At 44.2% G+C, this 13,724-nt stretch carries 13 protein-coding genes; 1 reads left to right on the forward strand and 12 read right to left on the reverse strand.

Features of this window, described 5'->3' with window-relative positions; all coding sequences use genetic code 11:
- Nucleotides 1-95: 95 nt before the first annotated feature.
- From dnaK to gpr, 9 genes are all read right to left on the reverse strand, one after another.
- Nucleotides 96-1,931 carry a molecular chaperone DnaK gene (dnaK, locus tag BN1691_RS00720; RefSeq protein ID WP_048600340.1) on the reverse strand — a complete coding sequence of 612 codons (1,836 nt, stop codon included), beginning with the start codon at nt 1,929-1,931 and terminating at the stop codon, nt 96-98.
- 34 nt (nt 1,932-1,965) lie between these two features.
- The gene (grpE, locus tag BN1691_RS00725) at nt 1,966-2,568 is read right to left on the reverse strand and encodes a nucleotide exchange factor GrpE (RefSeq protein ID WP_053083669.1); all 603 of its coding nucleotides are present in this window, start codon (nt 2,566-2,568) and stop codon (nt 1,966-1,968) included.
- A gap of 70 nt (nt 2,569-2,638) precedes the next feature.
- Nucleotides 2,639-3,682: a heat-inducible transcriptional repressor HrcA gene (hrcA, locus tag BN1691_RS00730; protein WP_048600341.1), complete on the reverse strand. Its 1,044-nt coding sequence runs from the start codon at nt 3,680-3,682 to the stop codon at nt 2,639-2,641.
- An 80-nt stretch (nt 3,683-3,762) separates the two neighbouring features.
- Nucleotides 3,763-4,914, reverse strand: coding sequence for a radical SAM family heme chaperone HemW (gene hemW, locus BN1691_RS00735; RefSeq protein WP_048600342.1), 1,152 nt, complete (start codon nt 4,912-4,914; stop codon nt 3,763-3,765).
- A gap of 69 nt (nt 4,915-4,983) precedes the next feature.
- Nucleotides 4,984-6,798, reverse strand: coding sequence for a translation elongation factor 4 (gene lepA / locus BN1691_RS00740; protein ID WP_048600343.1), 1,815 nt, complete (start codon nt 6,796-6,798; stop codon nt 4,984-4,986).
- A 159-nt stretch (nt 6,799-6,957) separates the two neighbouring features.
- Nucleotides 6,958-7,842 carry a hypothetical protein gene (locus BN1691_RS00745; protein WP_048600344.1) on the reverse strand — a complete coding sequence of 295 codons (885 nt, stop codon included), beginning with the start codon at nt 7,840-7,842 and terminating at the stop codon, nt 6,958-6,960.
- A gap of 63 nt (nt 7,843-7,905) precedes the next feature.
- Entirely contained in the window at nt 7,906-8,370 is a 465-nt protein-coding gene (locus tag BN1691_RS00750; protein WP_048600345.1) for a hypothetical protein, read from the reverse strand.
- A 40-nt stretch (nt 8,371-8,410) separates the two neighbouring features.
- Nucleotides 8,411-9,574: a stage II sporulation protein P gene (gene spoIIP / locus BN1691_RS13790; protein WP_053083670.1), complete on the reverse strand. Its 1,164-nt coding sequence runs from the start codon at nt 9,572-9,574 to the stop codon at nt 8,411-8,413.
- Between the two features lie 112 nt (nt 9,575-9,686).
- On the reverse strand, nt 9,687-10,691 hold the full coding sequence (gene gpr, locus BN1691_RS00760) for a GPR endopeptidase (protein WP_048600651.1): 1,005 nt from the start codon (nt 10,689-10,691) through the stop codon (nt 9,687-9,689).
- A 243-nt stretch (nt 10,692-10,934) separates the two neighbouring features.
- Between gpr and rpsT the strand changes: the two genes are divergently transcribed.
- A complete protein-coding gene (rpsT, locus tag BN1691_RS00765; protein ID WP_048600346.1) occupies nt 10,935-11,201 on the forward strand; it encodes a 30S ribosomal protein S20 in 267 nt (88 codons plus the stop codon).
- Nucleotides 11,202-11,250: 49 nt separating this feature from the next.
- On the opposite strand, the gene holA is transcribed toward rpsT, so the two are convergent.
- Genes holA through BN1691_RS00780 form a run of 3 tightly spaced genes read right to left on the reverse strand, consistent with a single transcriptional unit; the run spans nt 11,251 to nt 13,710 of the window.
- Complete coding sequence (gene holA / locus BN1691_RS00770) at nt 11,251-12,279, reverse strand: DNA polymerase III subunit delta (protein ID WP_048600347.1); 1,029 nt, start codon at nt 12,277-12,279, stop codon at nt 11,251-11,253.
- Between the two features lie 37 nt (nt 12,280-12,316).
- A complete protein-coding gene (locus tag BN1691_RS00775; RefSeq protein WP_048600348.1) occupies nt 12,317-13,165 on the reverse strand; it encodes a zf-HC2 domain-containing protein in 849 nt (282 codons plus the stop codon).
- A complete protein-coding gene (locus BN1691_RS00780) occupies nt 13,162-13,710 on the reverse strand; it encodes an RNA polymerase sigma factor (RefSeq protein ID WP_048600349.1) in 549 nt (182 codons plus the stop codon). The genes BN1691_RS00775 and BN1691_RS00780 overlap by 4 nt, the downstream gene beginning before the upstream one ends.
- Nucleotides 13,711-13,724 lie beyond the last annotated feature (14 nt).

Below are 13,724 nucleotides of genomic sequence, written 5' to 3' on the forward strand. Positions count from 1 at the left end.
CCATAACTTGCAATTGATGACGGAAAAAAAGTCAAAGTCAATGGCCACTGACTTTGACTTTTTTTATCTTCATTCTAGCATACTTTCAGAAGAGATTATTTCTTATCGTCATCTTTCACTTCTTCATACTCTGCATCCACTACATTGTCATCCTTCTTGGCTTCTTGACCAGTAGCTTGTGCACCAGCTTCCCCTTGCTGATTTTGTACCTGCTCATATAGTTTAATGGACAGCTGTTGAATCACTTCTTGAAGCTCCTCTTTCCCTTTCTTAATGGCTTCAAGATCATTCTTCTCTACAGCTTCCTTCAATTTATCTTTTGCTTGGTTTGCTTTCTCGATCTCTTCTTGTGATACTTTATCGCCGAGATCCTTCACGACCTTCTCAGTTTGGAAGATGAGATTGTCTGCTTCATTACGAAGATCAGCCTCTTCCTTCCGTTTCAAGTCATCCTCGGCATGAGCTTCCGCTTCTTTTACCATGCGCTTAATCTCCTCGTCGGAGAGACCGCTGGAAGAAGTGATGGTGATCTTCTGTTGTTTGCCTGTGCCTAGATCCTTCGCTGATACATTCACAATCCCGTTCGCATCAATATCAAATGTAACTTCAATTTGTGGAATGCCACGTGGAGCTGGTGGAATATCCGTTAATTGGAAGCGACCCAAGGTCTTGTTATCGGCAGCCATTGGACGTTCCCCTTGAAGTACATGAATCTCAACAGCAGTTTGATTATCTGCAGCGGTTGTGAAGACTTGTGTCTTCGAAGTAGGAATCGTTGTATTCCGATCGATCAGCTTCGTGAAAACACCACCCATGGTTTCAAGACCGAGGGAAAGTGGAGTTACGTCTAAGAGAACAACGTCCTTCACTTCACCTTGCAACACACCACCTTGAATGGCTGCACCGAGTGCTACCACTTCATCAGGATTAACTCCCTTGGATGGTTCTTTTCCTAATTCTTTTTGGATGGCTTCTTGAACTGCAGGAATCCGTGTTGATCCTCCAACAAGAAGTACCTTATCAATATCATTGGAAGTAAAGCCAGCATCTTTTAATGCTTGACGGACAGGTCCCATGGTACGTTCTACCAAGCCTGCTGTCAATTCATTAAACTTCGCACGAGTTAAGCTTACTTCCAAGTGTTTTGGACCAGCTTGGTCAGCCGTAATAAATGGTAGGGAGATATTGGTGCTCGTTACAGAAGAGAGCTCCATCTTGGCTTTCTCTGCAGCATCCTTTAAGCGTTGCATCGCGCTCTTATCCTTGCTTAAGTCGATACCATTTTCTTTCTTAAATTCAGCAACTAAGTAGTCGACAACCGCATGATCAAAGTCATCCCCACCGAGATGATTATCACCTGCTGTAGCCTTTACTTCAAAGAAACCATCGCCTAGTTCAAGAATGGAGACATCGAATGTCCCACCACCTAAGTCAAAGACGAGAATGGTATGATCCCCTTCTTTATCTACACCATAGGCCAGTGCCGCAGCAGTTGGTTCATTGATAATCCGTTCAACCTCAAGTCCAGCAATCTTCCCAGCATCTTTCGTTGCTTGACGCTGACTATCATTAAAATACGCAGGAACAGTAATTACCGCTTTGGTTACCGTTTCACCAAGGTATGCCTCAGCATCTGCTTTAAGCTTTTGTAGGATCATTGCAGAGATCTCTTGCGGTGTATACTCTTTACCCGCTGCGGTCACTTTATGTGCAGTACCCATGTGTCGCTTAATGGATAGAATGGTATCTGGATTGGTGATGGCTTGGCGTTTTGCAACCTCACCAACAATCCGCTCACCATTTTTAAAGGCAACAGCAGAGGGTGTAGTCCGATTTCCTTCAGCATTAGGAATAACGACTGCTTCTCCACCTTCTAACACAGCTACACAAGAGTTTGTTGTACCTAAGTCAATACCAATAATCTTACTCATCCTGTATTCCTCCAATCAGTATGTAAAAAGTCTATTATTCTGCTACTTTAACCATGGCAACACGTAACACCTTGCCATGAAGGGTATATCCTTTTTGGAATTCATCCATTACACTACCTGATTCAAATTGATCCGATGCTTCCTGCATCACTGCTTGATGCATATAGGGATCGAATGGTTTACCAATGGTCTCCATCGGTTCCACACCATGCTGTGCAAAGATCTCGAGCATTTGACGTTGTACCATCTTCACACCTTCCACGAAGGGATCATCGGTAGCAAGGTGCTGACTACCACTTTGAATGGCACGTTCTAAATTATCTAATACGGGTAGCAAAGCCTCTAGTAAGGAAGCATTGGCACTCTTAATCAGGTCTGCTTTTTCTGTACGCGTACGGCGACGGAAGTTATCAAAGTCTGCTTGCAAACGAAGCATGCGTTGATAATGCTCATCTGACTCTAGTTGCACGCGTGTCAGTTCAGCCTGTAATCGATTGAACTCTGCTTGTGCCTCTTCATTGCTTACGTGGGCATCTGCGTTCACCTCTTCAACTTGTTCAGGCTTCAGCTCTTCCCTTGATTCAGGTTGACCCTCTACTGTTGGTTCAGCCTGGTGAAGATCTTTCTGCTCATCCATTGTGTCACCTCATATCCATTAATGTAAAGAAGAAGGGGCGATGATGACCTGTTGGCATCATCGCGTCCACTTAAGTTGTATCAGCCATATTTCGATAATACGCATCAAGCAAGTATGAAAGATTGTCTGACATAAAATCTAAGATGCCGATCACCCGCTCATATTCCATACGTGTAGGGCCTAAAATACCAATAGTTCCCACCGTACGACCTCCTATGTTATAGGTGGCAGTAATCATGCTGCAATTAGCCATCTCCTCAATACTGTTCTCTGTGCCAATCCGCACCGAGATACCTTTTTTCTTAGGATACAGCAAGGAAACCATCAGCTCCCGTTGCTCTAACAAATCGAGGAGTGCTTTCACTTTATGCACATCCTGAAACTCAGGTTGCATTAAAATATTGGTCATTCCACCGAGAAAGATTTGATCCTTCCAGTCCTGGACAAACATCTCATCTAGCATCTGTAGCACCTGCTGATAGGCTTGAAGGTTTCGCTGTAGTTCAATAGCCACCTCTGCATGCAGTCGTTCCTGTACCTCTGAGATCGGTAAATTGGTTAGTTTATCATTAAGGATCCTTACCAAACGTTCCATATCAGAGCCTGAAATATTCGAGGGAATACGTACGAGACGATTCTCCACATGTCCATTGGTCAAAATTAAAATTGCCACCGCCATGTTCTCACTGAGTGGCACAAATTGGATCTGCTTCAAATAGGTTTGTGTAACCTCTGGTCCAAGGACGATAGACGTATAGTTGGTCATTGAAGAAAGAATGGTGGCAGTACGCTGTACCATCTCCTCCACGTGTACCATTTTGTCGGTAAAAAAGTTGCGAATCTTGAAGATCTCTGTTTTATCTAAATTGTGAGGTCTCATCAGATTATCCACATAGAAACGATAACCTTGATGAGAAGGAATGCGACCTGCTGAAGTGTAGGGCTGTTCAAGATACCCTAGTTCCTCTAAGTCAGCCATCTCATTGCGAATGGTTGCTGAGCTATAGCCCACATGCTTATGTTTAGAGATGGTCCGCGAGCCTACCGGTTCACCATGCATAATATAATCTGCAACAATCGCTTGTAAAATGAGTTGTTGACGCTCGGTGAGCACGACGCAAGCCTCCTTTATTAGCACTCTATCGTAACGAGTGCTAAACCATAACTCAAAAATACCACCCTAACCTAGGTTTGTCAACTCGTTAAAAGAAATCTCATATAAACTTCATTCCCAAGCATCATACCTCGAGGGGTACAGCGGAGGTGTTCATTCTCAAGCACTATTAAGCCTTGCTCCTGTAATTCACGGATCGGATCTGCGTAAATCTCCCAGATGGATCGCTGAAAGCGCTCTGCAAAGGAAGGGAGGGATACACCTTCTTTCATACGTAAACCAAGGAACATGGTTTCTTCCATGGCCTCTGTAATGGTTACTTGATGAGTCTCAGCTAACGGAAGCTGTGCAGGATTCATCTGCAATGCCTTGATATACTTCTGTAAGGGTTGAAGATTGGCATATCTTACACCATCCAGATAACCGTGGGCACCTGTTCCGACCCCATAATAGGGCTGATCACGCCAATAGACGAGATTATGCTGACTTTCATAGCCCTTCTGCGCAAAGTTACTCACCTCATACTGATGATAGCCCCGGTCCTCAAGTAATTGGATGATCAATTCATACATCCCAGCTTCTTGCTCCTCCGTTCCTGGTTCAAGGCGCCCCTCCCGAACCCAACGACCAAACAGGGCACCTTCCTCGATCTGAAGATCATAAACAGAAAGATGGGTGGGAGCAAGCTGAAGCAGTTCCTCCATGCTAGCACACAGTTGTGCTTCACTTTGACCTGGTAGACCAAACATTAAATCGAGAGAAATATTGTGAAAACCGGCTTTCCTTGCCCAATGAACCGCCTCTACCACATCCTCAGGTTGATGGAGACGACCAATCCTCTTTAGGATCTCTCGATCCATGGTCTGGGCACCGATACTGAGTCGATTCACACCAGCATCATGCAATAGCTGAAGCTTCATCGGATCAAGGGTTCCAGGATTGGCCTCCACTGTAAACTCCCCATGGTCATCATCGAGTATGAGAAAACGATGGACCATCTCCATCAATCGCCCCAATTGATCAAGACTAAGCGCTGTTGGTGTCCCCCCCCCTACATACAATGTATGTAAGCGAACCTTCCCTGTTGAGAAGCGAAGAAGCATTTCCTGTTCGAGGGCATCTAAGTATTGATCTACATACTTGTCCTGTTGCATCACGAAGATATTAAAATCACAGTAATAGCATTTATGGGGACAGAACGGGATATGAATATAACAAGCTTCCACTTTCATTTCGACTCACCTTCCATGTGAAAAAGACCTCGAACTACCTGTGGTAGCGAGGCCTTTCCTTCATTTCAATTAGTCATCATTTAATTGCAGGACAGCCATGAATGCCTCTTGTGGTACTTCCACATTCCCTACAGACTTCATTCGCTTTTTCCCCTCTTTTTGCTTCTCCAGCAATTTTCGTTTACGGGAGATGTCACCACCATAACATTTAGCCAGTACGTTTTTACGCATAGCACGGATGGTTTCACGAGCAACAATTTTAGTTCCAATGGCTGCTTGCACAGGTACCTCGAACATTTGACGAGGAATCAGCTCACGTAGCTTTTCCACCATCTGTTTGCCCCGTTTATACGCCATATCACGGTGAACGATCAGAGATAGGGCATCCACCTGCTCGCCATTTAAGAGAATATCCAGCTTCACCAGCTTCGATTGGCGATAGCCGATCAGTTCATAGTCTAGAGATGCATAGCCCTTGGTATTGGACTTCAAGAGGTCAAAGAAATCATAGACGATCTCCGCTAGCGGAAGCTCATAGGTAATATTGACCCGGTTGGCATCTAAATATTGCATATTGATAAAGGTACCCCGCTTCTCCTGGCAGAGCTCCATTACTGCACCTACATACTCATTGGGCACCATGATGGCTGTTTTCACATAGGGCTCCTCCACACTCTCAATCCGTTGCTGATCTGGCATCATGGAAGGATTCTCAATAGTTAGGGTCTCACCCTTTGTGAGATTGACTCGGTAAACTACGCTAGGTGCCGTCCGAATCAACGGAATTTTAAATTCCCGCTCGATCCGTTCTTGAATAATCTCCATGTGTAGCAAGCCGAGAAAGCCGCAACGGAAACCAAATCCTAAAGCTTGGGAGGTTTCTGCCTCAAACTGTAAGGAAGCATCATTGAGTTGTAGCTTCTCTAAGGCGTCACGAAGATCATTATATTCATTGGAATCTACTGGATAAAGGCCGCAGAACACCATAGGAAGAACCTTACGATAGCCTGGAAGTGGTTCTGCTGCTGGATTGGTCACCGTCGTAATGGTATCCCCTACATGCGTATCCTTTACGCTCTTGATACTAGCAGCGATAAAGCCTACATCACCTACAGTTAATTCCTCTACGCTGATCGGATGTGGGGCAAAGGTACCTACTTCTGTCACCTCAAAGGTTTTACCAGTGGCCATCATTTTAATCTTCATGCCACGACGAACTACACCATCCATCACACGAATATAGGTGATCACACCGCGATAGGAATCATACAGAGAGTCGAAGATCAATGCCTTCAAAGGAGCATTAGGGTCACCCGTGGGCGCAGGCACCTTCTCTACGATCTGCTCTAAGATATCTTGGATCCCAATCCCTGCCTTAGCAGAAGCTAACACGGCATCGCTGGCATCTAAGCCGATCACATCTTCAATCTCCTGCTTAACTCGCTCCGGCTCTGCGCTAGGAAGGTCAATCTTATTGATCACGGGGATGATCTCCAAATCATTATCCAAGGCAAGATAGACATTGGCCAGGGTCTGGGCTTCAATCCCCTGAGAAGCATCAACAACTAAGATGGCTCCCTCACATGCTGCAAGACTGCGGGAGACTTCATAGGTGAAGTCTACGTGTCCTGGGGTGTCAATCAAATGAAGGATATATTCACTTCCATCTTTTGCTTGATATTGTAAGCGTACTGAATTTAATTTGATGGTGATTCCACGTTCCCGTTCCAGATCCATCTGATCAAGGAATTGATCTTCCCGCTCACGATCAGACAACGCTCCTGTATATTCAAGGATACGATCTGCTAACGTGGATTTCCCATGGTCAATATGGGCAATAATCGAAAAATTACGGATCCGTTTTTGCCGTTCCAGTCTCTCCATCTAAAACTCCTCCTACATTAAGCCCTAGCACATCACAGCATAAGACAGTAAGAATAATTATAGCAGTTCACAGTTAGGAGAGCAATAATTGAGCAAAAAGGTAGAGCCAGGTCACCAAGGTAGATCCGATGAAGGCAAAGGTAAACCAACGATTCCGTTTCATCCAATTCCTCCTTCTCCATCCACAATGGTGGTCAAAGGTGCTTCCTTTGCACAACCATGTTCGATGAATGGTTCGAAGATCAACTCTACTGCTTCTCCAGGTGTCGCAGGCTCCAAATGGTATCCAGCTTTCATCCGAAAGATGGACTCCAACTGTTTTAATTCCCCATAGCTGGTCACCAATTTTTCTTCTACCACGTTTTTCTGTACCAGTAATTGGGCTGCCCGCTTCCATTGCCAATTACGAAGTAGGTGCATTACCGTAAAGATCCGCGTCCAACCCACTTCCTTTTTCATAACCTGTGAAAAATCACGGGAATAACGATAAAAAATGCTATGGGCCACAATCTGATACTCCTGTAGTTTGGGTTCAAGCTCCAACAGGTGGATCAGCTCCAGCCATGCCACATAACTCTCACAGGCAAAAAGGCGACGTTTTTCTCCGTAGTAGCCAGGAATATTATGACGTTCAATCGTCCGATTCTCTTGATCGATGCTAACGGAGTAATAAGGATGAAGGATCACACCGTTGCTAATCCGTAGGATATAGAAGAGAAGATTGCCTGCAATGAGTGAAAGGGCTACGTAACCACTCATGACAAGCAAAAATAGCATCACTCCAATAAATGGTAGAGCTTGGGAGATGATTGGTGCCTGAGAAATGATTGCAACAGTGCCACGATAGAGGGGTGGTATAAGTAGTAGTGGTACGATGACTGTCAATCCAAGCAAGAAACAGCTGGCAAGAATTAATGAGCTCCAGCGCGCCAGTGGAGAATGATTCATTTGCCACTGCCATTGACGAGTTTTCCGTGCTAGAGATAACAATATTGGTTCCCATACAATTAATAAGAAACGATCAGCCAGTTGTCGAATCGGCAATGCTCATCCATCCTTCTCTAGGTCAATATAATGATGAAATCTTACTTGCTTTTTGAGCAAAAATCAATCATTTTTTTTTGAAACAGAGAAGAATGAGGCGAACCACTCAAGACCTTGCTTCGATGATTGGTGCAAAAGTTGACCGATGCCATTGCCTGTACGGCTAATTGGATGCTGTGCAATGTTCGCTGTAGCAAGGTATTCCACCTCCGAATTTTCCTTGGTCAGACTGGCATCGCCTAAGGTGTCTAGAATATTAAGATTGCTGATTTTAGTATCACTAAGAACTTCTTTGAATGTTCCTAGGTGGGTTGATTGATTCTGCGAGATAGGCAGATAGTATCGTGAACCCAGCACCGAAATTTCTAATCCATCAGGATGAATCGCTTCAATTTGTACATGGAGTGGCTGATCAGAAGTCGTCTCCTGTTGATCATTTCCTCGCTCCGTATTCTGAACCTGCATTCCCCATATGGCACCGACACAGATACAACAAAACATTAAGATGAGACGGAATAAAGCTTGCATAGCGCCACCCTTCCCCTTGATCATTGCATTCCATTTTCATTTATTGCGCGCTTCCGCCGTTTTTATTCACTGGCACTGCTTCCCAATAAAGTTCCGCTACCACAGCAGCCAACGCATCCAAGGTTCGGTAGCTCTCTTCTAATGTATTTTCTACCCCACCGATCTCCATGAGTACTAACTGCGGGTGAAGAGACTGATTATATTCTGCATTTCCTTCATGGGGTTGCTTTACCATAATGCCACGAGATAATCCAGGATAGGAGCGTTCCAATGCATCGTGTAATGCCTGAGCAAAGGCTTTGTTCTGCTCCCATTGGGGATTCTTAGCACCAATTACAAACATCACCTTTGCATAGTCCTTCCCGTTGATGGTAATCGTGGATTTATCACGGGGGAGAGCATCACGATGAAGGTCGAAGAGATATAGTATCTCTTGATTCGTTGCGAGGGTAGCCTCCACAGTCTCCCGAGATGCTGCATAGGAATTTTTATATGAATCTAAGCGAGGAATGTAATCGATGTCTGAGAGGAGGCTAGCGATCCCATGCTCCGCCAAGGCTCGTTGCAGATAGTTCCCCAGAAGGGTGACATTGATCTCAGGATGAAAGGCTTGATTCACCTTGGTGGTCTCTGGAAGATAGGGAAACCATGACTCCCGATTATGTGTATGGTAGATAAAAACGGGTGCTTTTTTACTAAGAAAGTTCTTATCCCGTTCCCACTCCACATTCAGGTTCTTTTCTCCTACAATAATCTTTAGTTTATCAAGGGGGATTGCCGTCCTCTCCTCTAGTATCTCTTGTAAAGTAGGCGTTTCATCATGATGATGATATTCCCCCTCTTCCTGCTCTTCCATCCAACCAGCCTCCATGAGTGGAAATCCTGGCAAATTACTCAGTAACCAGTTCCCCCTCTTCTCTTGAAGGGAGAACATCAATGCTAACTCATCACCGAAATAGATCATCTTCTCAGTCTGAATGAGCCAAGGGGTTATGCCTGGTAACTCCTGCTGCCAGAGGAGATACGTAAGCCTCTCCTTTTTCTCCGTAGATATAGATGCTGTAGATGTGAAGATAAGTTGGAATAACACAAAAAAACCGATGACCTGTAGCAGAAGAAAGAGGAGAAGAGCTCCCCTTCCCTCCATCTCCACTTCCCCTTGTCTCCGCAGCGGGCGTAACACAACACCTTCACCATCATTCATCACAATGCACTCCTCATAGCTTGTCCTCATCTTTCTATCAACCTATGAGGTCACATGACAAAATATGCAGAGATCCTATGAGGATATTTCTATCTCATACTTTTGTGGATACTTAATGGGTGATGGAAGGCAGATCATCGAAGGCGATGATTTCATGTAAAGCAATATTGAGACCATTGGCAATAATATTGGCAATGTCCTCTACATAATCGTCTACTTCCTTCGGTGTAACGATCAAATCATGACCGAGGGGAGCTAGTACCTCTTGGATGAGTTGACGCTTCTCTTCATTGGATAAACGACCGAGCAATCCAAATAATTGTTCATGGAACTGCTGATCTTCCACACGTTTCATTTCCTTCTGAATGTGACGTGCCAATAATTCCAAAGTGTCATAGGCGATGGTAGTGGCATCAACGACGGTGGGAACTCCAATGGCAAAGACCGGGATGCCCAATGCATCTTTCGTTAGGGGCTTCCGTTTATTGCCTACCCCTGAACCTGGTTGAATGCCTGTATCTGTTACTTGAATTGTGGTATTGACTCGCTCCAACGAACGTGTCGCTAGTGCATCAATGGCAATCACTACATCTGGTTTCGTTTGCTGAATAATCCCGTAGACAATTGCGCTAGTCTCAAGACCCGTTACTCCCATTACTCCAGGTGTGATCGCACTTACAGGTCGATAACCACTCTGAACAAGATCTGGCATCAATTCAAATAGATGATTGGTAATGAGAAGATTCTTCACAACCATAGGCCCTACTGCGTCAGGCGTTACATTCCAATTACCTAGACCCACCACGAGAATACGCTGGTCTTCACGAACCCCTTCTTGGTCTAAAAAATTCTCAAATGTATTAGCAAACTCCTTAATCATTTGATCCTGTAAGCCACTATCCTTCTTTCTTAAGCCTGGTGCTTCAAAGGTGATATAGGTTCCTGGTAGTTTACCTACTTCATCTGCTCCCTGTTGATCAACCTTTAATGTAGAGACTCGTACACCTTCCTTTTGTTTAATGGTAGAACGCACACCAGGAATTTCATCAGCCTGACGGGCTAGTTGTACCGCCTGCTGTGCATCAATGGCTAGGTCTGTGCGGACCACTCGCGGGATCTCATCCCCCTGATTATGCTCCACCTGCCGATGAAGCTCCTTGATTTTCCAATCGTGACGTTGATGGCGCTTCAATTCAATCAGCCTCACTTTCTCCGCATTCTCATTCTTTTATGCTTTTTAGCCTACCCTTGGACAAAAAGAAAATTCTCTATGGGTATTATTGCAATTTAAAGAACCACATGATAAACTGTTATTTGTTCTCTATGATGTATGTGCAGAGTCGGCAAGGAGGTGAAGCAGATGGCAAACATTAAATCTGCTATTAAACGAACCAGTATTAATGAAAAACTACGCCAACAAAACATGGCACAAAAATCCGCTCTTCGTACAGCTCTCAAAGCATTTGATAAAGCTGTAGAAGGTGACAACCAAGCAGATGCACTTGCTGCATTTCGTTATGCTACGAAAAAATTGGACAAAGCTGCTAGCAAAGGCTTAATTCATAAGAATGCTGCCGCACGGCATAAGTCCACGATGGCAAAACGTTTAAATACCTTTACTGCCTAATATAAACGTATAAACATAAAAAAAGCGACCATCTCTGGTCGTTTTTTTATTAGCTTACCTCTTGGAAGTGAAAGATAAAGCGCTCTATAGCTAGCTTCTCATCGGTCTGACCTGTTTTTATTTCATAATCTAGCTGAGCGATCATGATTAATGCCTGACGAAGCTCTACCTCTTTATATTGACGGGCATATTGCATCAATGAACGAATCACAAATGTCGGCAATTTTAGGCGTTGAGCGATTTGCCGTTCCCCATAGCCCTGCTGCATGAACCCCTGTGCATAGAGGACAAGTCGAACCTGCCTTGCTAACAGGGCGAACAGTTTCAATGGACTCTCTTGAAATTGCAGAAGATCATAGTAAGTCCGAAAGACTGCCTCCCATTCCCGCTTAAACAGATGATTGGCAAGGGCAAAGACATCTGATTCTAAGCTGCGTGGAACTAAGGTACGTACATCTTCACCTGTAATGTAGGAACGCTCACCTGTATAGAGGGTGAGCTTTTCCATTTCCATCTCCATCTGAGCTAAGGAATTCTTACATGCAATCATCAAGGCCTCAGTAGCATCTCCGCGTAGCTCTTTACCATAATGTTCTGCTTCACTTTTCAGCCATTGGCTGATCTCCGCTTCTTTTAAGGGTTGAAATTGGACGATGCTTCCCTTTTCTCGAAACATCTTGACGATCTTCTTCCGTTCATCCAGCTTTTCTACTTGGGGTAGTGTAAAAACAATGATGGAAAAAGGAGCAGGCTGACTGAGATATTGGAGTAATTGCTCAAGATTATGCTCCACCTTATATGTGACATGCTGTGCAGTAAAAAATAAAGCATTAGAAACATGAAGAAAGCGACGTTCTCCTAACATGGGAAAGGTATCAGCATCCTCAAGAATGGATTGAATAGAATCCTGCATACAATCGTAGCGCTGAATATTAAAATCCCTTTCCTCACCAGGTATGATCTGCTGTTCCATCTCTCGAACCATTCGATTCATCAATAAGGTTTCTGTGCCATATAAGAGGTATAAGGGCTGACATCCACCCTGTTTAAGCTCTTGTTGTAGCTGAAAGTAATGCAATGATTAACTCCCTCCTATTTCTGCATCAGCCTGTTCCTTAATGAATACGAACCTCTTCTAGCGTAACCACATCAATCTTCCAATCCTCGCTCATTTGATGGTTGGTGATTGGATCCATTTGACTCACTTCATAACGAAGTGTTCGTTTAGAGGTTTCTGCAATAATTACACAGGCCTCTTTAGGAAGAGGATGAGAGTAAAAAAATATATTATCATTCCGAACAAGCTGAACATACTGGAAGTCCCCGTCGAGAATAAGCTGCATCTCATAGGTTTCATTTTCAGACATCCGCGACCAAAGAATAATGGGTTCATCATTAAGCATTTTCATCTCATCAGCATTAAATTCAGGACGTTGTTCATACTCAACATGGTATTGCAGTAAATTCGGGTTATATTCAGACTTCTCTGAATGACGAAGTAGGCTCTTCCAGTCACTTGTTGCAATCCATTGGGCAACCGATGGAGCATTTCGTTGATCTGCTACGGATTTTTCCTCCACTACCCCATGGAATAGTGGATTTGCAAGAAAGAGGAAGAGTAAAGCTGCACTAACGCCGAAGGCTAGTACCTTACTTCGGTGATAGTAGAACATGTTCTTCCAACTTGTTCTGTTACTCTTCACTTGTGAGATATGCTCTCCCCATTCAAGAGTAGCCCCCAATTCCTCACCTTCGATGCGTTCCATCACTCGATCCACAAGGGAATAGGATGGCTTTACAGGGGGCAGCTGCTCTAATAACTGATCAAGACGGTGGAGACTAACGTAATATTCTTGACAATGGGCGCACTGTTGGCAATGTTCTTCGACTTGACGTTTTTGAAGCTCTGTGATTGAACCATCAAGACTCTGTTGTATTATTATTTTGACTTGTTTACAGTTCACCGTTTGCCACCACCTTGATCATACTCTTTCAACCATAGATGTAGTTCTTGACGTGCTCGAAAAAGATAGGACTTCACTGTGTTCATCGGTAGGCATAATGTGTCAGCAATCTCTTGATAGGAGTAGTCCTGAATATATCTTAGGACAATCACTTCCCGATAAGCAGGACGTAATTGCATCACCGCTTCTTGTAAATCTTGATAGACGAGACGGTTCTCGATCTGCCCCTCAATCTGTAGGCCTTTATGGTTATCGGGAACATCCATATCGAGAGAGATTTCATCCTTCTTCTTGCGGAAGAAATCCATACAGACATTTCGGACTATCCGTTGTGCCCATGTTTCCAGACTCGCTTTCTCTTGGTAAGTATGTAACTTCTTATAGATTTTGATCAATGCTTCTTGAGTTGCATCAGAGGCATCATCTTCATTGCCTAGTAGATAATAGGCCGTACGGTAAAGAGGAAGTTCTAAGTGTTGTAGTATCTGAACCATTGCGGCCTGATCGCCTCGTTTTGCAGCCTCAATGAGTTCTAAGTCAGGCACACATTGTTCCCCCT

Source organism: Rubeoparvulum massiliense, from assembly GCF_001049895.1.
Taxonomy (GTDB): domain Bacteria; phylum Bacillota; class Bacilli; order Rubeoparvulales; family Rubeoparvulaceae; genus Rubeoparvulum; species Rubeoparvulum massiliense.

Excerpts from the sequence above, each read along its gene's own strand:
- lepA (WP_048600343.1), bottom strand. The coding sequence starts at position 6,798 with ATGGAGAGACTGGAACGGCAAAAACGGATCCGTAATTTTTCGATTATT.
- grpE (WP_053083669.1), bottom strand. The coding sequence starts at position 2,568 with ATGGATGAGCAGAAAGATCTTCACCAGGCTGAACCAACAGTAGAGGGT.
- dnaK (WP_048600340.1), bottom strand. The coding sequence starts at position 1,931 with ATGAGTAAGATTATTGGTATTGACTTAGGTACAACAAACTCTTGTGTA.
- spoIIP (WP_053083670.1), bottom strand. The coding sequence starts at position 9,574 with ATGAATGATGGTGAAGGTGTTGTGTTACGCCCGCTGCGGAGACAAGGG.
- rpsT (WP_048600346.1), top strand. The coding sequence starts at position 10,935 with ATGGCAAACATTAAATCTGCTATTAAACGAACCAGTATTAATGAAAAA.
- BN1691_RS00750 (WP_048600345.1), bottom strand. The coding sequence starts at position 8,370 with ATGCAAGCTTTATTCCGTCTCATCTTAATGTTTTGTTGTATCTGTGTC.
- hemW (WP_048600342.1), bottom strand. The coding sequence starts at position 4,914 with ATGAAAGTGGAAGCTTGTTATATTCATATCCCGTTCTGTCCCCATAAA.